Origin of the sequence: Enterococcus sp. AZ171, assembly GCF_051714005.1 — a bacterium.
In the GTDB taxonomy this organism is placed as follows: domain Bacteria; phylum Bacillota; class Bacilli; order Lactobacillales; family Enterococcaceae; genus Enterococcus_B; species Enterococcus_B pernyi.
Genome location: NZ_JBIORA010000001.1, coordinates 1,607,201 through 1,629,349 on the forward strand (window position 1 = coordinate 1,607,201; position 22,149 = coordinate 1,629,349).

Sequence of the window (22,149 nt, forward strand, 5' to 3'; positions counted from 1 at the left end):
ATGGTTTATTTTTTACACTGTTTTCAAACAAACCCTTGCTATTTCTTCGGTTCGTCCTCGTCCATTTTCAGAACAGCCATGAAGGCTTCTTGAGGGACTTCGACGTTACCGATTTGTTTCATTCGTTTCTTACCTTCTTTTTGTTTTTCAAGAAGTTTACGTTTACGGGAAACGTCACCACCGTAACATTTGGCCAACACGTTTTTACGTAAGGCTTTGATGTCTGAACGGGCAACGATTTTTTGTCCGATCGCCGCTTGGATCGGTACCTCGAATTGTTGACGAGGGATCAGTTTTTTCAGTTTTTCAACGATGGCTTTTCCGCGTTCATAGGCAAAATCACGGTGAACGATGAAGCTTAATGCGTCGACTTTTTCAGCATTCAGCAAGATATCCATTTTCACTAGCTTGCTCTTTTGATAACCTGACATTTCGTAGTCAAGTGAAGCGTAGCCTTTCGTGCTTGATTTTAGTTTGTCAAAGAAATCAAAGACGATCTCTGACAAAGGCAAGTTATAAACGACATTGACACGATAATCATCTAAATAATCCATTGTAATAAAATCGCCACGTTTACGTTGCGAAAGTTCCATGACTGCACCAACGTACTCATTAGGTACCATGATCTGTGCTTTCACAAAAGGTTCTTCGACATCTTGGATCGTGACTGGTTCAGGAAAATCAGCAGGATTATCAACAACGACCATCGAACCGTCTGTTTTGTTGACATGATAGATTACAGAAGGCGCTGTCGTGATCAATTCAAGATTGAACTCACGCTCTAAACGCTCTTGGACGACATCCATGTGAAGTAATCCTAAGAAGCCACAACGGAAACCAAAGCCAAGTGCTTGTGATGTTTCTGGTTCAAACTGCAAAGCAGCATCATTCAGTTGAAGTTTTTCCAATGCTTCACGCAGATCATTATATCGTGATGTGTCGATCGGGTATAAACCACAATAGACCATTGGGTTCATTTTACGATAACCTGGTAATGCTTCTGTAGCTGGATTATCCGCAAGTGTCACTGTATCCCCAACACTTGTATCTTGAACTGTCTTGATGCTTGCGGTGATATAACCGACATCACCGACCATCAAAAAGTCACGAGCAATCGTTTTTGGTGAGAAAACGCCGACTTCGGTCACATCGAAGGTCTTGCCATTACTCATCAATTTGATTTTATCCCCTGCTTTGACAACACCATCGGTGATACGTACGTTTAAAATAACCCCGCGGTAACTGTCATAGATCGAATCAAAAATCAAGGCTTTCAAAGGAGCTTCTAGATCGCCTGAAGGTGCTGGGACATATTCCACTACTTGTTCCAGTATTTCTTCGATACCAATTCCAGACTTCGCACTTGCTAAGACCGCTTCACTGGCATCGATGCCGATCACTTCTTCGATTTCATTACGCACACGATCTGGATCTGCGGCTGGTAAATCGATCTTATTGATGACTGGTAAAATCTCTAGGTCATTATCTAATGCTAAATAAACATTGGCTAATGTTTGTGCTTCAATCCCTTGAGCGGCATCCACGACTAAGACTGCGCCTTCACAGGCAGCTAAACTTCGAGATACTTCATAGGTAAAATCGACGTGCCCTGGGGTATCGATCAAATGGAAGATGTACGTCTCCCCGTTTTTAGCCGTATAGTTCAATTCTACGGCATTAAGTTTGATCGTGATCCCACGTTCACGTTCTAGATCCATGGAGTCTAATAACTGATCTTGCATTTCGCGAGACGTCACAGTGTTCGTCTTTTCCAAAATCCGATCGGCCAAAGTTGATTTCCCATGGTCGATATGAGCAATGATCGAAAAATTTCGAATTTGCTGTTGGCGTTGTTTCATTTTCTTTATATCCATAGCGTCTCCTCTTTTCATATAATCAGCACTTTTCATTATACCAACGAAAAGGAGGAATTTAAAGACTTTTTCCTTCTAAGGACTTTAGAAGTTTTTTTTAGAAACTTTTGTTATACTGTGAACAAGTAACTAAATTGGAGTTGAAAAAATGGACCAAACAGATTTTAGAGAAAATTTTGAGTTGAAGCCTGTCACGGAGGAACATGTTGACCAGTTCAATGAGTTACTTTCCTACGTTTTTCAAGTCACTGACTCTGATATTGAAGAAAGTGGATTTGAAAACAAACGGGAATTTGTACGTTCCAAGCGACCGATTCTAGAATTATCAAATGTATTCGGCTGGTTTCATAAAGAAAAATTGATTTCTCAAATCGCGATCTATCCTTGCGAGGTTAATATCCACGGTACACGGTACCAAATGGGCGGAGTGACTGGTGTTGGAACCTATCCTGAATATGCCAACCATGGATTGATGCAAGACTTGATCATCGTCGCATTAGACAACATGCGCAAAAACAAACAGTGGGTCTCTTATCTTTATCCTTACAATATCCCTTATTACAGGCGTAAAGGTTGGGAAATCATGTCAGATAAGTTATCCTTTAAAATACGTGATACGCAACTACCTAAACAAGTACCTGTTTCTGGTATCGTGGAACGACTGCCTGTCGATCACGAAGATGTTTTCCGTGTCTATCAACAGTTTGCGGGAAAGAATCATGGTGCGCTGTTTCGTAGTGCCTTTCACTGGGAAGAATATTGGCGTTTTGAAAATGAAGAAGAACGGACTGCGGCGATTTATTACAATAGTGACAATGAACCAACCGGAGTGCTTTTTTATTGGGTCGCCGAAGAAGTCTTCCATGTCAAAGAGATGTTTTATTTGAACCAAGAGGCGCGTAACGGATTGTGGAACTTCATCTCTGCACATTTTTCAATGGTTTACTGGGTACATGGCGATATCTACAAAAATGAACCCCTTGCTTTTTTATTAGAAGATAGTCAAATCAAAGAACAGATCGAACCTTACTTTATGGCAAGGATCGTTGACGTCAAAGAATTTATCCAGCGCTTCCCTTTTTCTGGTACAGCAGAAGACTTCCATTTCATCGTGGAAGATTCCGTGGCACCTTGGAATAATGGCGTATTTGGCTTGACGTGGCGAGATGGCCACTTGTCAATCGTTAATGAACCGATTGGTAAAATGGTTCGTTTAGATATCCAAACATTGACGTGTCTAATGATGAATTATCGTCGTGCTTCTTACCTTGCTCGAATCGAGCGCATAACCACAGATGAGGAGATGGTCAAGACATTAGAGCGAATCATCCCAAACATGGAAGCTTATTTTAGTGACTATTTCTAATACAAAGGATGTTGAAACGAATGAATATTTATTTTGCAGCACCACTTTTTGCAAAAGGAGATTTGCTTTATAACGAATCTCTTGTCAAAAAAATCAGAGAGATTTCTTCTGATTTGTCGATCTATCTACCACAAGAAAACGAAGCAATCAATGATAAGACTGCATATGCAGACAGCAAAATGATTGCCTTGGCTGATACAGAAAAAGTACTAGAAAGTGACTTGATGATCGCACTTTTAGACGGATCGACGATCGATGCCGGAGTTGCTTCTGAGATCGGTGTCGCCTATGCTAAAGGCATCCCGATCATTGGTTTATATACAGACAGCCGCCAACAAGGTGCGACTCATCCAAAAAAAGTCGCTGCCTTGCAACAGGCTGGTGAAAATCAGTTCCATTATTTAAATCTTTATACGGTCGGCTTGATCAAGTTGAACGGAACGATCGTGTCTTCTGAAGAAGCATTGTTCAAAGCATTGAAATCATATCTAGCTGGGGGAAAAATTAGTGAGTAAGACAGTAAAAAAAGTTCAGATTGCATTAACGATTTTCGGTCTATTTGTTGTTGGTTATAACATTTTCGAATTTGTAACAAACAAATATTCGACCACACAAGGAATCACCTTTATCGTCGAATCACTGGCAGGTATTCTATTGATTTATTTGCCACAGATCGTTCGCCGATTATTCAAGATCCATGTTCCTGATGCCATTGTTTTATTTTATTGGTTTTTCTTGTTCATTTCTGTCTTTTTAGGAACAGGTATGCACTTGATCAGTATTATTTCATTTTGGGATAAAATCTTACACGCCGTTAGCCCGATGGTTCTGACTGCCTTAGGTTACGGTTTGATCGGCTTCTTGCTGAAAGACGCACCAATCGAGAAAACAAGTCCTTGGCTATTTCTTTTATTTGGATTTGCTTTTGCTGGGTTATGCGGTGTTTTCTGGGAATTCTGGGAGTTTTTATGCGACCAATTCTTAGGAATGAACTTGCAACGGTTTGCTGCATCTGATGGTACACTCTTCGTCGGACGCGAAGCATTGATGGATACAATGGGAGATTTACTAACAAATACAGTCGGCGCCTTTATCATGGGTGTTTATGCGTGGGTCCAAGTGAAAAAAGACCCAGCACATTTTGAGAGTTACCGACTACAAAAATTAGATCACTGATCAATCGTAACAAGTATGATAGATAAATAAAAAAAATTGGCAAGGGATTTTGTTTGATCCTTTGTCAATTTTTTTCAATTCTTTATTTTAAAAGACTCATTCCAACCACACCCACTACATACACCAATGTACCCAAATAGATTGAGCGTTTTTCTAATGATGTCTTCTTCTCTCTCAAAATAATGATGCTTCCGTAAGTTGCGACAAGTAAACTCATTTGCGAAAAGGCATAAGTAATACCCACACCTAAAGACGCAGACACAGCAAATAACGTCGTGTTAGCGATCACCCAGGAACTACCAGTGAGGATATTTCGAGCGATAGCGTTGAATTTCAATTGTCTGATTTTCTTCATTGAGAGGATCATCCCTCCAACAAACATGCCGATGGATTGAGGTAGAAACACTTGCGGTCCATGAATATCAAAATAACTAGTGATCGTTACATATAGCATCAAAAACGCAGATGAAATGCACAAAAAGACAATCACTTGTTTCGCCACTGCGCTGTTTCCATTGCTTGTCTTAGTCACCAATAGCACACCGACTAAAATGACCGCCAACGCCACGATCGACATCATAGCGACAAAGAAACTCGTCCATTCCAATAAAAAAATTCCTGAAATAAGCGTGACAAAGGCTAATTGTGTCCCAACAGATATGGGCATCGCTTTTGACACTTCAGCCTTTTCTAATGCGCGGAACTGAAAATATTGCCCCACCGCCCAGAATACTCCGGACAAAAAACAAACAATGAATGAAACCGTTTGGTATGTTACTTGCTGAAACAAACTAAATATCAACCCAAATAATAAAGCAGCAATGGTGGTGCCAATCAATTGTTCTTCTGACTTGCCCCCCATGATCTTAGATAATATTGGCATCATGCCCCACCCTAATGCTGGGATCAAAGCTAAAAATAAAAGGTGTATCGCCATAATTTCTCCTCTTTCAATTTCACAACTAAACGGAGACACAAGTAGTCAACTTGCTGTTCCTAAAACCCGCTAAACGGTGTTCCAGAAGCAACTCCTTGAGAATCAACTTGTGCCTCAACGTTTTTTTATTTTGTTAATAAATAAGTGGCTAAGCCATAGCCGCTGATCGTTTTTGTCTCTGTCACTTCTTCTAAGGCATTGATACGTGTGTATTTGAACCCTGCAAAAAGCTTCTCTGGCTCAAGGTAACGCTTTTCTGAAGTTCCATTAACTAATCGAATCACTACGCCTTCTGAATAATAAGCGTTATGGATCGCACTGACAGCCAATCCTTCTTCCAAATCTAACGAAATTTGCGTATACGTCGTTTCACTCAAAGAAAGTGGTTGGATTCTACTTTGGATCTTATTGTCGATTCGATAAACGAAATAATTCAAATCTTGCAATTGATACGAAATCGACGGTTGTTCTTTGTCTGATTTCCATGTCACTAATGTGTGTTCTGAAATATCAGTTGGCGCCATGCGCACTGAAAAGTCAAAATCGATCCGTTGATTTTCCATTTGAGCAAGCGGTGTCTCCATCATGATATGCCCTTTTTTCGTCGTATCTCCTGAAGCCCGCCCTGGACGATACAGCAAATCTGGTTTCCCTAACGAATCCGTCGTGGCTAATACCGTGACGTATAAGGAGTCATTGATATATTCGTATTCCTTACTTTGTTCGGTATAAAACACTAATGCCTCTTCAGAACTATACGCGATCACTTGTTTTTCAAAGGGCTCGATATTTACTGGCATCTCAGAGTATTTTTGTTCCCAATCGTTCATTGACTGGTTTATTTTTTCTAAGTAACCAAATTGGATCGCAGAGACGACCTTTTCAATCGATTGATTCAACTTTGTTTTGATACGGACACGGTGATTTAATACAGAATTTCTAAAAGAAAGACAACCTTGGACCTCTCCCTGTTCCGTTAACTTCAATGTCAGCTGGTAAGCGAAGACTTTCGTTGTTTGACCGGCGATACGTTCTGCCAATGTATAAGGAAGCTCTAGTTTTCCTTCCAAGATCAAGGTTTCTTCGTTGCCTTTACATGAATCAAATGTCAAAGAGACTGGGTGATCATTAGGTATCGGCGAATAATCGTAAGTATCTCCGGCATTGCTATCATCCACGATTTTCAAGAAGTCTCTAATCGTTTGGTCACCATCTGAAAAGGCAAGTTGTCCTTCTTCAAAAGTCAAAGAATAGTTCCCTTTTGAGATCATCGTTCGTGGCGTCATATCAGGTAGATCAGCTGTAGTCTGTTCAACGAAATCGAAGACTTGATAACCTAGTCCATCAAAGGAACACTCAACTGCTACTTGTAAAATATAGTACCCTGGCTCTTCAATAAATCGATTGCCGGCAGGTGTTTCTTGCATGATATTTTGGCGGCTAGGCACATAATCCATCGAGATGACAGCAGAATCATGGCCCAATACTTCGATTTGATTGACTTTTGAGATAAGTTTTACCACTTTTTTTCCTTTGAAAGGTGTAACTGAAGTATTCAAAATCAAGAATTGTTGATCTGTCAGCTGTAGTCCTTCAGAAATTCTTTTCAATACCAAGTTTTCGATACTGTCACAGATTTCTGATACTTCTTTCAAACGATGGGCGATGTCTTGCGCAACACTATCTGACACACAGCCGGCTAAACTGTCATGTGCTTGGCACTCAAATAATTTTTTCCATGCCTTCATGACTAACCGATTGCTCAAAACGATGCCTAGCTCCTTGGCAATCACGACCATTGGTTCGATTTCAAGTGTCAGTTTATTCTCTAATCTGAAAATCTCACGTTTTAGATCCATGCGGACAGAACCAATCGTCTTATGCACACGGGCAAAAACAGGCGCGCGAAACTCTCCTTGATACTCCTCCAGATCCTTTTGACGGACCAAATCCATGAACGCTTGATACGTGCTTGTTTTATAGTTATATTTACCGATTTGATTGATTTTATCGATTTTCTCTTCTAAAGACGAGATGATCCCTAATTGATCGTTTCCTGTTGGAACCAAAATTTCTGTTTCATCTGCGTAGCTCTTGATAAAATCAATGCCTTTGTCTAATCGTCCTTCCACATAACACTTCGTTGGCTCTAGTTGTTGTTGCGCACCATATCCTTGGGGAAAGTTCACTGCATACAATTCATTCTCCCCGCTTAAACTCTTCCATTTGAAATATGGCGATTGGACATGTTCGCCTAAGTCGATCCCACGCCAAAAAATGATATTGTCAAACCCAGCTTCGTTTAAAATCGTCGGCATTTGTGCGTTGAATCCAAATGTATCTGGAAGATAACCAATAGGTAGATACTCCCCATATTTTTTACTTTCAAAGACGCCCACCATTGCATTTCTTAAAATAGATTCCCCTGAGGCAAAAAACGCATCCGTTTGTGTGAACCAAGGGCCAATAAATAATTGACCCTTCGCAACTAATTCTTTGATCTCTGCTAATTTCTCTGGATATAGTTCCAAGTAATCATCGAGGATCGAAAGCTATCCATCTAAAACAAAAGTAGCATTAGGTTGTCTTTTCAACTCTTCCAAAACATCTGTAAACAACTGATCACTTAAAACGATGCAATCCATTGAAGTAAAGTACCATTCTCTATCCCAATGTGTGTGATTTACAATGTGTATATTTGTCATAGTTACGCTTCCCATTGTTCTTCCCAAGCAGCTTCATCAAATTCTTCAACTGCTGATTCTACTTCTTGTCCAGCATCTTTTGAACGTAGCACGCTAGTTAGGATCGCGATAAACAACGCACCTGTAGCGATCGAAAGTACATAGATCGGCCATTTTTCTACGGTGAACCAGCCATAGAATCCTGAGATCGGTGCAGTGTTCACTGCCCCTAAACCAACTGCCAGCGCAGAACCTAAAGCAGAACCAATCATATTGATCGGAATAACTTTCAATGGATTTTCAACGGCAAACGGGATCACTCCTTCAGAAATACCGACAAGCCCCATGATCACAGCTGATTTCCCAGCTTCTTTTAATTCATTGTTGTATTTATTTTTCGCAAAGATCGTGGCTAACCCTAATCCGATGGGTGGAATGATGATGGCCACTTGTGCCGCAGTATTTGGTGCATAAACATTACTAGTCAATAGTGCCATTGCTGTGGTCACTGCCGCTTTATTGACTGGTCCACCTAAGTCAAATCCAACCATTGCGCCAACGACCGCTGCCATAACGATGGCATTCCCACCACTTAAACCGTTCAACCATGATTCTAAACCAACGTTCAATGCTGCAAATGGCGTCCCAATCACATAATTGACTAATAGAACGGTGATCAATGTGCCTAATACTGGTACTAGAAATACTGGTACAACGGATGCCATTGATTTTGGCAATTTGATTTTGTTTTTGATCAACAAGCACGCATAACCAGCAATCAGACCAGAAACGATGGCGCCTAAAAAGCCTGCATTGATATCTTTCACTAGCATCCCACCAATTAAACCAGGAGCAATCCCTAATTTGTCTGAGATCGAATAGGCAATAAATGCGGAAATCACTGGGAACATCAAACCAAGGGCTGTGCCACCGAAGCCATCTAAACTATGCAATAAACGAATGATTGCATTACCACTCTCGCCATGAGAACCGTCCCAAATATCAACAATCCCGTAAAATGAACCACCCACACGAGAAATGGCCATGATGACCGCTCCAGCGATTACCAAAGGTATCATATAAGAAATTCCTGTTAAAACATGATTTTTGATTTCACTTGCTATTTTTTTCATTTACTTTCTCCCCCACTGATTAATTGATTAGTCGATCATTCCTAAAGCTTCTTCGATGACTTTTTCGGCATTCTTGATTGGTGCTGCGACTGGTACTTTTAAGATTGTTTTTCCTTTGAAACGCTCTTCATTTCTCACTTTTGTATCCACTGCAAAAATAACGACTTCGCCAATGTTGCAATCTTTTTCAGTCAATTCATTTTCGATACCTGTTGCTCCTTGTGTTTCCACTTTGATCAAATCTCCACGTTTTGCTGCTGCTTTTTTAAGTGCTTGGGCTGCCATATACGTATGAGCGACCCCTGTAGCACAGGCTGTAACTGCGATAATTTTTCTTTTCATCTCTTTTTCCTCTTTTCATTTGTTTATTCGCTTAATAGTTTCGCGATTTGTTGTTTATCTGTCTCATTTTTTAACTGTGCCGTAATGTCATCATCCATCAATTTCATCGCAATTTCAGATAAGATCCTTAGATGAGTATCCCCTTTTTGTGACTCTGGGATCGCCAATAATATGACCACAAAGACTGGCTCTTCATCTAATGATTGCCAATCGATTGGTTGTTTCAATCTAGCAAAAACAATTGCTGGCTCACTGACTGCTTCACTTTTCCCATGAGGAATGGCAATATTGTTCCCAATGCCTGTCGTCGAATGTTCTTCTCTTTCTAATACAGACTGGATATATGCTTCTTTTTTGTTGATTAAGCCGTTATTCGTTAGAACTTCCCCTAATTGACGAATCGTTTCTTCTTTGGTTGTACTCTCCATATCTAAAAAAATATGATTAGAAGGTAGTAAAGTTGCAATGCTCATATTAAAATTCCTCTTTCAAATAGTTTTTGATCTCATTTTTTGTTCCCTTTAACAAATAGTTTTTTTCACCAGATTCGATGATCTCTAGCATGACATCATAGATTTCTTCCAGCTCTTGTGCTGTTTCATCTTTAATACAGATGAAAAATAAATATTTGACTTTCGTTTCTCCCCACATCAATTCATTAGCTAATCGTAAAAAGACGATCGCCGATTTTTTAACATATTTAGGGGCCCCGTGTGGTGTTGCAAATTTTCCAAAAGAGGTAAAAGAAAGCTGTTCTCTTTCTAAAGAAGAAGAGATGATTTTTTCTTCTGCGTATCCTTTTTTAATCAATTGTTGTCCTACGAATTGGATCACTTCTTGATAGTCTGTGAATGAATGATCCAAAAAGATCAAGTCATCTTTGATCAACTTCCCAAAGTCATTCGTTGATTTGATTGGTTTATTTTGGGCATTTTTTAAAAATTGCTCGATTTTCTGACGTTCTAATTTGTTGAGAACCGGTGAAACATTGATCGTTGGTATCGTCTCTAGGTTCAAGTTGACAGTCGATATCACCAGATCTTCATCGATCGATGTCTGCATCAACTCTTGGATCGAAAGTATCCTAGAAATTTCGATCTTCTCATAATTTCTACGAAGTCGGGCAGCCAAGAGTTGTGAGGTGCCTTTGCCACTGCTACAAACAAGTAAGACACTGACTTTCTTTTGATGTTTTTCTTCTTTTTGCTCTTTCATTGCTTGGATATGGACAGCAAGAAAAGCGACTTCATCTTCTGGGACGTTGATGGAAAAATCTTGGCTTAAGGCATTCGCTAATTGGATGGCTTCTGTTAAAGCCACAGGAAAGTTTTTCTTCACATCTTGTAAAAAAGGATTATGGATCAATAATCCTTTTTTGATACGCAAGACTGCTTCTTTGATGTGCGTAACTAACCCTAAAATGATACTTTCGTTGTAAAGGGTTACATTTTCGTGAATCAATTGGCGAATGTGTTCATCTGTCACTTCATGCATTTGCTTCGTTTGTTCAAGCAATGTATCACCTTCTAAGTGTAAGAGAATATAACGGACTTCAGAAGAAGGTAATGTCAATAAGAATGTTTTTTCTAATTTTCGAATGAATAAATCAAATGGTTTATTTTCTCTGACTTTTCCAAATACTCCTTCACTTTCTAAATAGTTATCTTCTCTTACGCGATCAATCATAATCAACAGATGGAGCAATAATGAATGGTAGGTCGTATCATTCAACCTTATTTGTGCCTCTTTTAGGTATTCCTGCAATAATGTATCAACTAATGTGATGTTCTTCATGTCGATGAACTCATTGACAAAAGGAGGAATGCCTTGGATCGAGTGTAGATATAGTTGATTCTTTTTGGTGATTTTCCAATTACTACCCCAAAAATAGTAGATTAGATCAAATGCTAAGCGTCTTTTTTCTTGCTCTGATAAGTTTAGAAATGAACCTTTACCAGGCAGGCGATCGATGCTAACGTTGAAATGGCGGAAAATCTCATGGACTTGGTTCATATCACCTTCTAATGTCGATTTGCTTATAAATAGTGTATCTTGTAGTTCTTGGCGAGTGAAATAGGTCTTTTTTTTCAAGAGTTCAAAACAGAGGAATTGAATACGTTCTTTTTTAGAAGCTGGAACTGTTACCATTGTCGTCGTATCAAGCTCACTTAGTACTTCGTTTGGATCACCGTTGATCGAGACACCAACTCGTGGTTTTCTAATTAGTTCGATGGTTGTTCCGCTAAATAGTTCATCGATCAATTTTAATGATTGTGAAACTGTTTTATTCGATAAATTCATGTGTTTCGCTATTTTTGTGACCGTCGTATGTTCGTTCATCAAAATATATTGAATGATTGCTTTTTCTCGTTCCTTGATCATCACACTATCACCTCATCTACATTTCCTATCTTAGCTTGTCTACCGATTTATGAAAACACTTACTTTTACCGTTTTGAATACAATAAATCATAGGTTTAGCCGTTAACTTGACGACCACCATTCATTTTCTAGTTCTGGTCCTTCAATGAACCATGTAATTGTTTATTAAGTATAGACGAAAAAAAAACCTGTCAAAGTGCAGACTATCAGTAATAGTCTTTTACTTTGACAGGTAATGCTTTCCCCTTCTGTCATGTATAAGGGTGGTACAAGTGTTTCTTATGATTCATCTTCGGGTAAGTTTTCAGTTGCGAATGCCAAGTGGTGATCAAACAAAGTGATCGTTACTTTCGATTTTGGCATGATTTTACCAGCTACGATTTCTTTAGCCAATGGCGTTTCAACTTCTTTTGTGATGAATCGTTTCAATGGGCGTGCGCCATATGCTGGCTCGTACGCATTTTCTGCAATCCATGTTTTTGCTTCGTCACTGATTTCCAAAATGATTTCTTGATGTTCTAAACGATGTGCCAAATGAGAAATCATCTTGTCAACGATCCCTTTGACATTGTTTAGACTTAATGGCGTAAAGAGGATCGTGTCATCAATACGATTCAAGAATTCTGGTTTGAAATGACCACGAAGGATCGTTCGCACTTGTTCTTCGACTTCTTCTGGAATCGTTCCTTCTGGAGTGACACCTTCTAACAATAATTGAGAACCGATATTGCTTGTCATGATCATCACCGTGTTTTTAAAGTCAACGAGACGACCTTTGGAATCCGTCAAACGACCATCGTCTAATACTTGTAATAAAATATTGAAGACGTCTGGATGTGCCTTTTCAATTTCATCAAGCAAAACGATCGTATATGGGTTTCGTCGCACAGCCTCTGTTAGCTGTCCACCTTCTTCGTAGCCAATGTAGCCTGGAGGCGCACCAACTAAACGAGAAACGGCATGTTTTTCCATGTATTCACTCATATCGATCCGCACCATATGCTCTTCAGAATCAAACAAGTTTTCTGCTAAAGCTTTTGCTAGTTCGGTTTTACCGACACCAGTTGGTCCTAAGAATAAGAATGAACCCAATGGTCGGTTTGGATCTTGTAATCCCGCGCGAGAACGAATGACCGCATCACTTACTGCGTCTACCGCTTCATCTTGCCCAATGACACGTTTATGAAGAGTTTCATTCAACTTGATTAGTTTTTCGCGTTCACCTTCCACGAGTTTTGTTACTGGAATCCCTGTTAAACGACCTACAACTTGCGCAATTTCATTTTCAGTGACAGATTCTTGTACCATCTTGATATCACTGTCTTTTGTTTTTGCTTCAAGTTCTGCTAGTTCTTTCTCTAATTGTGGAATGGTACCATGACGCAAAACAGCAGCACGCTCAAGATCATAATTGTTTTCTGCGTCTTCTAATTCATGTTTTGCCTTATCGATTTCTGCACGTTTAGAAGAAACGGTATTTACTTCTTCTTTTTCAGTTTCCCACTGCATCTTCATCGCATTGGCTTCTTCTCGAAGATCGGCTAATTCTTCTTGTAAGTTCTTCAAACGTTTTTTACTTGCATCATCAGATTCTTTCTTCAAAGCTGCTTCTTCGATCTCCAACTGCATCAAACGACGAGTCACTTGATCTAATTCCGTTGGCATGGAATTCATTTCTACTCGGATCGTAGCACTTGCTTCATCGATCAAATCAATGGCTTTATCAGGTAAAAAGCGGTCTGTGATATAGCGATCGGATAATGTAGCTGCCGCAACCAAGGCATTGTCATGGATATTGACGCTATGGTGGATCTCAAAACGCTCTTTCAATCCTCGAAGAATACTGATCGTATCTTCAACAGTTGGTTCCTTCACTAATACTTTTTGGAAACGGCGCTCTAACGCTTTGTCCTTTTCCATGTATTGGCGGTATTCATCTAAAGTAGTCGCCCCGATCAAATGAAGTTCCCCACGAGCTAACATCGGTTTAAGCAAGTTACCGGCATCCATACTACCTTCCGTTTTTCCTGCACCGACGATGTTGTGGATCTCATCGATGAACAAGATGATCCGTCCATCGCTTTTCTTCACTTCTTTCAATACTGCTTTTAAGCGTTCTTCAAACTCCCCACGGAATTTTGCTCCAGCAATCAAGGCACCCATATCTAAAGAAAAAATGGTTTTATCTTTTAAGTTTTCTGGTACATCTTTGCGAACGATACGTTGCGCTAATCCTTCAACGATCGCTGTTTTACCAACACCAGGTTCCCCGATCAACACAGGGTTGTTTTTAGTTTTACGTGACAAGATCCGGATCACATCACGAATTTCTTCATCTCGGCCAATGATCGGGTCCATTTTACCACTACGAACTTGTTGGATGAGATCGACACCATATTTTTCTAACGCTTTATATTGTTCTTCTTGATTTTTTGAGGTCACACGCTCTCCTCCCCGCATGTCTTCGATATTTTTACGCAATTCTTTTTCATTCAGTCCCTGTTTTGTCAAATAAACAGTCAGTGGATAATTTTTTAATTTCATTAAAGCTAATAGTACGATCTCAGTGGATAAGAATTCATCACCAAAACTTTGTCTCAATTGATCCGCTTCATTCAATAAATGAAAAAGATTTTGACTAAGATTTTGTCCGTATTGGACATTGCTGCCTGAGACTGTTGGATACTCATCTAACACTCGATCAATCTCTTGTTCAAACGCATCTGCATCGATACCTGCATCTGTATATAGATTACGGCCAAAATGATTTGGCTGTAAAAAGATCTTCCATAAATGAACGATGTCGATTTCTTGATGTTTTCTTGTCATCGCTACTTGTTGTGCTTCTGCAATCGCTTCTTGGAGCGTAGTTGTCATTTTTTCACTATTCATATATTTCCCTCCTGTAGTAGAAGTTGTTTGGTCAAAGTCAACTATAACTTTCTCTAACGTCTATAACATCCGTCTAAAGTCTCGTTTTCTTTAACCTTTACATGATTATTATACTCATTTGGTCAGCTTTGGTCAAAGATTATACTCTCGATTATTAAAAAATTCGAGACAAAAGTTACGGTAAATTTTGTCTGTCACTCTATACCAAATAAACGTCAAAAAAGAAACCTCTATAAAATAAGGGCAACAACCACAAGCATTTATAGAACAATTTCGTGATTGTTACCCTTAATTCTAGAGGTTGATTCTATTCCGACCTAGAGGTATTTATTTCTGATGATTGCTTAGCACAAACTAGTTGATTCATCGAAATCTAGTCATGATGATTGATTTTGATGAGCGAGGGTTGAAATAAAGTGACTGATATTTTTATATGAATTATTTAAACCAATTCCGCCTTTTTTAGGCATTTTGATTATGTTGATCTTTTCAGTGTAAATGGCAAAGGCAGGATTCTCTTCAGACATCGCTGCTACACTGGGAATTCCTTGTTCGCTGAAGGCCAAGGCTAATTGGGCTGCCATCATGCCAAAATTAGCATAATGCATCGCGGGTCCACAAAGAACAGCATCTGCACTAAATTTTTTGGCAAATCCTACAAATTTTTTATTCACCTCTTCTTGGTGATCGAGATAATACTGATCACCACAATACAATGTAGCAATGATTTCTGTATCGTGCTCTTGAAAAAGTGGATTTAAGGTACGCCCAGGTCCAAGGGCTGTTTTTTTGCCTCCAGGAGATAGCTGGGCATTTTCATCACTGCCCAAGCCTGCAGTTAAATGATTGAGAATCAAGACTATTTTTTTCATTCCTACGGCCTCTTTTCCTATAAATCATCAAAATCGAATTCGTCAAAATCGATTTCTTCTTCTTCCTGTATCGCCTCTGCTTCTTCTTTTAAATACTGATTATCTAGCACTTTGATAAAAGGATAATAAATAGCCATTCCTAGCAGGATCAGTAATGCTTGCAAAACAGATGCCTGCCACCCACTAACTAAGAAGCCAGAGATGATCGGTGGTGTTGTCCACGGCAGTTGAATACCATTTGTATAGTTTACTAATCCTAAATCCATACAAAAATAGGAAATGATGATATTGATCGTGGGTACGAGTGCAAATGGAATAAGTAAGACTGGATTTAAAACAATTGGTAAACCAAAAATAATCGGTTCATTGATTCCAAAAATCCCTGGTACTAGTGACAATTGCGACAGTTTTTTCACTCGTTGGCTTTTGCATACTAGAATCATGACTAGAATCAATGAAAGCGTCGATCCCCCACCACCAAAAGTAGCAAACATATCTTGAAATTGACCTGTGATGATATTTGGTATATCTGCGCCATTTTTGAAAGCATCTAAATTTTCAACGGATAGTGCTCGTAAAATCGGATTGAATACTGCCCCAACCACACTCGAACCGTTGATACCGAAAAACCAAAAAAAGTGTAAGAATAAGTAGGCTATGATCATCGCGCCTAGAGTATTTCCTAAGCTAAGTAAAGGAGTTTGTAGGAACTTAAATAGTATTTCTTGTAAATTACCATATGAGGTTAGATTGGCTAACCAATTGACAATCATAAAAAGAGTAACAATCACAAAACTTGGGATCAACGCTTCAAAGGATTGTACGACGGTTGGTGGCACACCTTCTGGCATTTTGATCGTCCAACCTTTACGTAATAAAGCGACAAAGAATCGGGTAGCAACCAAAGACACGACCATCCCTAAGAACAAGCCACTAGAGCCCATCCAACGTAATGGTAAGCTTCCTACTTCATAGACTTCAGTGGAACCTTCTGGTGTAAACAGGGTTGTAAAAGGGGTCACGATAAAAAAAGCGACCAATGAAATAATTGCCGCTTGCATGGCATCTACTTTAAATTGTTTTGCCAGACTATAGCCAATACCCCCAACTGCTAAAATCGTCATAATATCAAAACTTGCCGTGGCAGGCATATTCAACATCGTTGACCAGTTATCTCCGAGAATATGACTCATCGTTTCATTCCAATTTGGAATTGGAAAATTAGTCAAAACTAAAAAGAGCGATCCTACGATCAATAAGGGTGTTGATAGCAAAAAACCATCACGAATCGCAATCAAATACTTGTTTTCACCGATTGTTTTCGCCATTGGTGTTAACACACGTTCTAACCAATCCAAAAATTTTTGCATGTTTCTTCCTCCCATCCAGTTGCTTTATTTTTGTTTGAGGACATAATTCTTCGATCGAAAATCTCATTTTGTCACTCTACTTTGTCGCTTTTGATTTTTTTATCAAACCCAAAACATCTTTCAACGCTTTTTCTCCGTCCATCATGCCATATGTTTCTGGAGCAATCGTGCCAACAGGAATCCCCATTGGGTCAAACGTTTCTTTCATTTTACTCGCTAAATGACGGACTTGAGGCCCTAATAAAATAGCCACAGGTTTTTCTTGTGCGACTTTTTCTTCCGCATGGATCGCAGGAAAAGCGGCAATTTCTAATGGCATTTTGTGTTTTCTGACGACGTCCATCATTTTATTGACCATAATACTTGTTGACATTCCTGCTTCACAAAACAAATAAATTTTTTTAGTTGTCATATTTATTCCTCCATTTTATTCTTGTTAACCGTTTATCCGATTCGCTGTTAAATTGGTGATTTGATACGTGCTTCATAGGCATCAAGCCATTCTTGCGTGATTGGTGTGATCACTGTCGTCTGATCTGGACCAGGGTTGGCCATGAAAATTGCTGGTTCTTGAGCCATCGTTGCAACACTAAATGTAAATTCAACGTTCGTAGCTACCCCCCATTCGCCATATTTATCTAATGCTATTAACGAGAACGCCCCCGCTTTGCCATAACGTTTGCGCAATCGCTCATCAAATCCATAAACGGCTCGATCACAAGCCACTTGTGGCGTACATCCATTCCCCATCAATCGAACGATTTCATAAGAGAGACAGCCCTTCATAAGATCTTCCCCTAAGCCTGTAGCTGCTGCACCGCCAATCGTACTATCCACATAAAATCCCGACCCAGATAATGGCGAATCTCCTACACGTCCATGTTTTTTCATAAACAAACCGGAACTGGATGTTCCTACTGCCATCTGTTGTTGCGTATCGAGCGCGACAACTCCGACCGTATCATGGCCATCATACGGATCTAAATTCAACGTGGCGATTTCTTTTACTCGTTGTTCCCATATTTTTTTTGCACGTGCCGTTAACATATTTTTTCGTTCAAAACCAGATAGCATTGCATATTCTGTTGCTCCTTGCCCTACTCGAAAACTATTGAATTTTTCATCGCTTAATTGCCGAGCAACAGAAATCGGATTGGCTACATCAGTAATCCCAGCAACTGCACCAATCTTAAATGTTTCTCCATCCATAAAAGCAGCATCCATTTCTACGATCCCTTTTTCATTTGGTAACCCACCATAACCAACGGATTTATAAAATGGATAATCTTCTACCACTTTGATCGCCGTTTCCACAGCATCTTTACATGAAAACTGTGCTTCTAATTGTTGTTTAGCGGCCAAGACACCTTCATGTGCCATGCGCCAGGTTGCAATCATTCCCCACATTTTTTTCCCTCCATCACCTAACATTTGTAGCGCTTTCAAGTATATTCTATATGGTATATACTATTATGTCTATACTAAAAAACGAGTTTCTTTTTAAAACTCATCGTTTTATTAGAAACTCGTTTTACATGAAATTTATTTTTCAATTGTTTATTCTATCTGAATGTTTTATTCTGTTAATGCTTGGAGGCTGCGCATGTAGATTTCTAAATTTGTTCTTAAATCTGCGGAATCCATATATTCATTCGCCGTATGGGCAATTCCTTTTTGCCCTGGAAATGAAGGGCCAAATGCTAAGATATTCGGCATTTTACGTGCATACGTGGCGCCTGTTGTTGTCACTGGTTTAGGATCATTACCGGTGACTTGATGATAGATCGTTGAAAGTATATCGATTTTTTTTGACTCTTCCGTCCGACAAAATCCAGGAATACTACGAACGACTTCTAAATCAACACCTAAAGGCAATTGGTTTTTCAAACGTGACACGACTTGTTTTTCTGATACGGTCACCGGGTAACGTAAGGCAATTTCTAATAGCAAGCCTTCTGGAGACTTTTGCAGCACAACAGGTGTCAAAATCAACTTGCCTGAATCTTCGTCTTCAAACGCTAAATCGATCCCTTCTCCAAAATGTTTTTGATGAAAGCTTTGACAAATCCAGCGGAAATAACCCTGTGCAACTGGCGGGATCATTCGTTCTTCAGTTAGTTTTGTCGCCAAGATCGTGATAGCATTTTCTCCTAACTCAGGCGCGTTACTTGGTGCTCGTTTACCACTGGCGCTTATTTCTTTTTTGGCAATTCTCACGTGCAATTGGTCTGGAACATGATCACGGAACTGGTCCCCTTCGAATCGACTGATTTGTTGATGTTCCTCTTCAGGTAAAGTAAAGTGGAGTACAACATTTACGATACCACGTTCGCCATAGACCACAGGATATTTACAATCGGGCGTGAAACCAAATGACGGAGGGCTTTCCTCGGCTAAGTAATGAGAAATATCTGACATGCCACTTTCTTCATCCGTTCCAAAGATGATCCGCAGATTCTTTTTTGGCTGGTGACCTAGGTCTTTTAATAGTTTCATGCCATACAGACAACAAATGATAGGCCCTTTGTTGTCTAATATTCCTCGACCATAAAAACGATCCTTTTTCTCACTGAGATCAAACGGTGGAAACTCCCATCCTTGACCAGCAGGGACAACATCGAGATGTCCCAGAACCCCGATATACTCACTTCCATCATTTCCCCACTGGGCATAGCCGATCGCATCATCGATTACTTTTGTTTGGAACCCATATCCGGCACTTTTGTCCATGACCAAAGAAAGAACCGAGCGTGCTTCTATACCAAAGGGTGCTCCTGGTCCAGCTTTTGATTTAACACTAGGAACTTGCATGACTTGTTTGAGTAAATCCAGAAAATCCAGCCAATTCTCTTCAATTGCTGTTTTGATTTGATCCATTTTTCACCTCTCATTTTTGACGTATCAATGTATTCTTAAACGTATATTGATCTGCACGATAAAAAGACGTGTCGAACAATATCGGTTTAGCAGAAGGAGAATAAGTCATCGAATGGACGAGAAGCATTGGATCATCTTCTGATACATGCAATAACTTGGCAATATCTGGCGGACTTATAACTGCTTCAACTTCTTGATGCGCGTAGCCAATCTCAATGTTTTCTTCAATTATTTCATACAATGAAGATGCCAGCTGAGCTTGAGGGATCTCACCACTTTCATTTTGCAAATAACGTTTTAGTATATAGAGGTTTTCTACTGTCATTGGTTCATCATCAAAGTAACGTAAACGAGACAGATAAACCATGGCTTCATTTCCATAGTCGGCGAACATCTGGCGAATCTTCAGCGGTACTTCTTTTATGATTCCAACTTGCAATACTTCTGTCCGGGTCTTTTTTCCTTGAGCCTTGGCAGTTTCAGTAAAACTTTGTAAGCCACCGGAACCGCTTTGGATCTTCGGTTGCTTCATAACATAAGTTCCTTTTCCTCTTTCTTTCACTAAAATATTTTGACTGATCAAAAGATCAATTGCTTTGCGCACCGTCAGTCGACTGCATTGAAATTCTTCCGCTAAATCATAATCTGAAGGTAACTTTTGACTGGTCACGTAAGTTCCATCATTGACTCGTTGTGCAATTTTTTCAGCTATATCTTGGAAAACCGCTTGTTTTTTCACTTTATTACCTACTTTCTAACTACATATCATTCATCAAACAGTCGATTCGTTCTGACACCAAAAGTCAAACGTCTAAAAGTTGAACGGTTAAAAAATGAAAGAGTAACTTTTATCGTCTTTTATCCTGTTTGTAGGATGAGTAAAATCAAGAAAATCTTTCTTGTCGAGAGCTAAGCTTTCTATTTATTTTATATATAGTATATACCATTAAGTATAGACTTTCAGCAACTAATCGAGGGATTTTAATTTTACCCTTCCGGTGTTGATTGTTTCTTCCATACATTTGGGAAACTGGCTTATTTTAGAGATAGCAACGTCTAGCCTATTCTGCGTGAAAGCAATTGTTGAACAGATATTGTTCAACAAACAAAAAAGAATCAATCTAAGCATTTTCAGCTCAGACTGATTCTCCATTTGAATTCTCCTTGAAAGATGTTCAAATTATTTAAATTTTCCCCTTTGTACGCTTTTTTTCTGCCTTTACTTCATGGATCTCTTGACGTAAGATATTCCGTCTTTCTGCAATCACATAGAAAAATCCATAAATGAATGGCAAGATGAACGAGCCAAATCGATAAAGCAATAAGGAAGAAACAGCATCTACCGTTCCAACAACAGGTCGAAAGAGCAATAGATAAACAAATTCAAACGAGCCAATGCCTGCGGGTGTTGGTAAGACTCCTGATAAAACCACTGCAAAGCTGATAAATGAAAATGTCAAAAGAAAATCAAGATGTGGATGATTTTCTACTAAAAACAGATAAGGCATCACATACCAACAGAGTAGTTTTAGCAGGTTCCAACAATAGATCCTGATCAATGCGGTGCGGTCCTGGATGATCGTTTGCACCGTTTCTCTCAGTGAATAGATCTGGCTGTTGCACGTATCGACCCAGTGACGTAAACGTTCAGTTTTGAATAAACGATTGGAAACTTTGACGAAAAAAACTTGAAGATTCAAACTGACGGAGACGGTCACAAGAAATAAAATGATCAAAGCCGTCAAAATGATACCAGCAATGATAAACCAAATCATATTTGGTGCCTTTTCGTAGAACAAAGAAAATTGAACAATCAAGCCAATGACTGCATAAGTGATCACCGCTAATTTATACATGATCATATGCAGGGCAGTGACTCCTGCTCCTTGAGAAAACTTCATCCCTTTTTTATTGTAAAAATAAATTTCTGAGATCAGAGTACCCGTTCCAAATGAGACAATCCGATAAAAGGCAATATAACAAGACGTCCAGAATCCATCACTTGTACTGAAGGATTTGGAAAACGGCTTGGCGATCTCTTTGATTGAGCGACCTTCTACAATTTGATAAAGTGTACCAAAAAAAAACATCGCCAGAAGCACTTGGACACTTGTTGAAAGCAACTCCTTGAAAATATCCGCAAAAGATTGGTTGATCAAATAATAAATAATAGCGAGAATAATAGTCAATAATAATAAATTAATGATGATTTTGATTTTTGTTCCTTTAGTAGACATGTACGAC

Annotated in this window: 17 protein-coding genes and 1 pseudogene; 3 read left to right on the top strand and 15 right to left on the bottom strand. The window is 39.3% G+C overall.

The features are described from left to right. Positions 1-38: 38 nt before the first annotated feature. A complete protein-coding gene (gene lepA, locus IGJ49_RS07905; protein ID WP_438723020.1) occupies positions 39-1,874 on the bottom strand; it encodes a translation elongation factor 4 in 1,836 nt (611 codons plus the stop codon). A gap of 148 nt (positions 1,875-2,022) precedes the next feature. Between lepA and IGJ49_RS07910 the strand changes: the two genes are divergently transcribed. The 3 genes from IGJ49_RS07910 to IGJ49_RS07920 are packed head-to-tail and all read left to right on the top strand — an operon-like array spanning position 2,023 to position 4,416. Further along, positions 2,023-3,240, top strand: a complete 1,218-nt coding sequence (locus IGJ49_RS07910; RefSeq protein ID WP_023519751.1) for a GNAT family N-acetyltransferase — start codon at positions 2,023-2,025, stop codon at positions 3,238-3,240. Between the two features lie 20 nt (positions 3,241-3,260). Further along, positions 3,261-3,755 (top strand): nucleoside 2-deoxyribosyltransferase, encoded by a 495-nt coding sequence (locus tag IGJ49_RS07915; RefSeq protein WP_438723023.1) that lies wholly within the window; start codon positions 3,261-3,263, stop codon positions 3,753-3,755. Continuing rightward, a complete protein-coding gene (locus IGJ49_RS07920) occupies positions 3,748-4,416 on the top strand; it encodes a hypothetical protein (protein WP_019723399.1) in 669 nt (222 codons plus the stop codon). Before IGJ49_RS07915 ends, IGJ49_RS07920 begins: the two co-directional genes overlap by 8 nt. Positions 4,417-4,498: 82 nt before the next feature. On the opposite strand, the gene IGJ49_RS07925 is transcribed toward IGJ49_RS07920, so the two are convergent. From IGJ49_RS07925 to IGJ49_RS07990, 14 genes and pseudogenes are all read right to left on the bottom strand, one after another. After that, positions 4,499-5,353 (bottom strand): GRP family sugar transporter, encoded by an 855-nt coding sequence (locus tag IGJ49_RS07925; RefSeq protein WP_438723025.1) that lies wholly within the window; start codon positions 5,351-5,353, stop codon positions 4,499-4,501. A gap of 125 nt (positions 5,354-5,478) precedes the next feature. Next, a pseudogene (locus tag IGJ49_RS07930) lies at positions 5,479-8,058 on the bottom strand (alpha-mannosidase). A 2-nt stretch (positions 8,059-8,060) separates the two neighbouring features. Continuing rightward, positions 8,061-9,170 carry a PTS fructose transporter subunit IIC gene (locus IGJ49_RS07935; RefSeq protein ID WP_438723027.1) on the bottom strand — a complete coding sequence of 370 codons (1,110 nt, stop codon included), beginning with the start codon at positions 9,168-9,170 and terminating at the stop codon, positions 8,061-8,063. Positions 9,171-9,197: 27 nt separating this feature from the next. Continuing rightward, entirely contained in the window at positions 9,198-9,512 is a 315-nt protein-coding gene (locus IGJ49_RS07940) for a PTS fructose transporter subunit IIB (protein WP_010735334.1), read from the bottom strand. Positions 9,513-9,535: 23 nt separating this feature from the next. Next, complete coding sequence (locus IGJ49_RS07945; RefSeq protein ID WP_375152323.1) at positions 9,536-9,985, bottom strand: PTS sugar transporter subunit IIA; 450 nt, start codon at positions 9,983-9,985, stop codon at positions 9,536-9,538. A gap of 1 nt (position 9,986) precedes the next feature. Beyond that, on the bottom strand, positions 9,987-11,894 hold the full coding sequence (locus tag IGJ49_RS07950) for a BglG family transcription antiterminator (RefSeq protein WP_375152324.1): 1,908 nt from the start codon (positions 11,892-11,894) through the stop codon (positions 9,987-9,989). A gap of 279 nt (positions 11,895-12,173) precedes the next feature. Further along, positions 12,174-14,786 (bottom strand): ATP-dependent chaperone ClpB, encoded by a 2,613-nt coding sequence (clpB, locus tag IGJ49_RS07955; protein WP_438723030.1) that lies wholly within the window; start codon positions 14,784-14,786, stop codon positions 12,174-12,176. A 377-nt stretch (positions 14,787-15,163) separates the two neighbouring features. Continuing rightward, positions 15,164-15,658, bottom strand: a complete 495-nt coding sequence (locus tag IGJ49_RS07960) for a GrdB-related putative oxidoreductase (RefSeq protein WP_438723032.1) — start codon at positions 15,656-15,658, stop codon at positions 15,164-15,166. 17 nt (positions 15,659-15,675) lie between these two features. Then, entirely contained in the window at positions 15,676-17,028 is a 1,353-nt protein-coding gene (celB, locus tag IGJ49_RS07965; RefSeq protein WP_438723034.1) for a PTS cellobiose transporter subunit IIC, read from the bottom strand. A 76-nt stretch (positions 17,029-17,104) separates the two neighbouring features. Further along, positions 17,105-17,440: a PTS sugar transporter subunit IIB gene (locus IGJ49_RS07970; RefSeq protein ID WP_010735328.1), complete on the bottom strand. Its 336-nt coding sequence runs from the start codon at positions 17,438-17,440 to the stop codon at positions 17,105-17,107. 47 nt (positions 17,441-17,487) lie between these two features. Further along, entirely contained in the window at positions 17,488-18,435 is a 948-nt protein-coding gene (locus tag IGJ49_RS07975; RefSeq protein ID WP_438723036.1) for a N(4)-(beta-N-acetylglucosaminyl)-L-asparaginase, read from the bottom strand. 168 nt (positions 18,436-18,603) lie between these two features. Beyond that, positions 18,604-19,905 carry a Sapep family Mn(2+)-dependent dipeptidase gene (locus IGJ49_RS07980; RefSeq protein ID WP_375152326.1) on the bottom strand — a complete coding sequence of 434 codons (1,302 nt, stop codon included), beginning with the start codon at positions 19,903-19,905 and terminating at the stop codon, positions 18,604-18,606. A 10-nt stretch (positions 19,906-19,915) separates the two neighbouring features. Beyond that, positions 19,916-20,644, bottom strand: a complete 729-nt coding sequence (locus IGJ49_RS07985; RefSeq protein WP_062805169.1) for a GntR family transcriptional regulator, LSA1692 subfamily — start codon at positions 20,642-20,644, stop codon at positions 19,916-19,918. A gap of 445 nt (positions 20,645-21,089) precedes the next feature. Continuing rightward, a complete protein-coding gene (locus IGJ49_RS07990; protein WP_077151290.1) occupies positions 21,090-22,142 on the bottom strand; it encodes a lysylphosphatidylglycerol synthase transmembrane domain-containing protein in 1,053 nt (350 codons plus the stop codon). Positions 22,143-22,149: the final 7 nt, after the last annotated feature.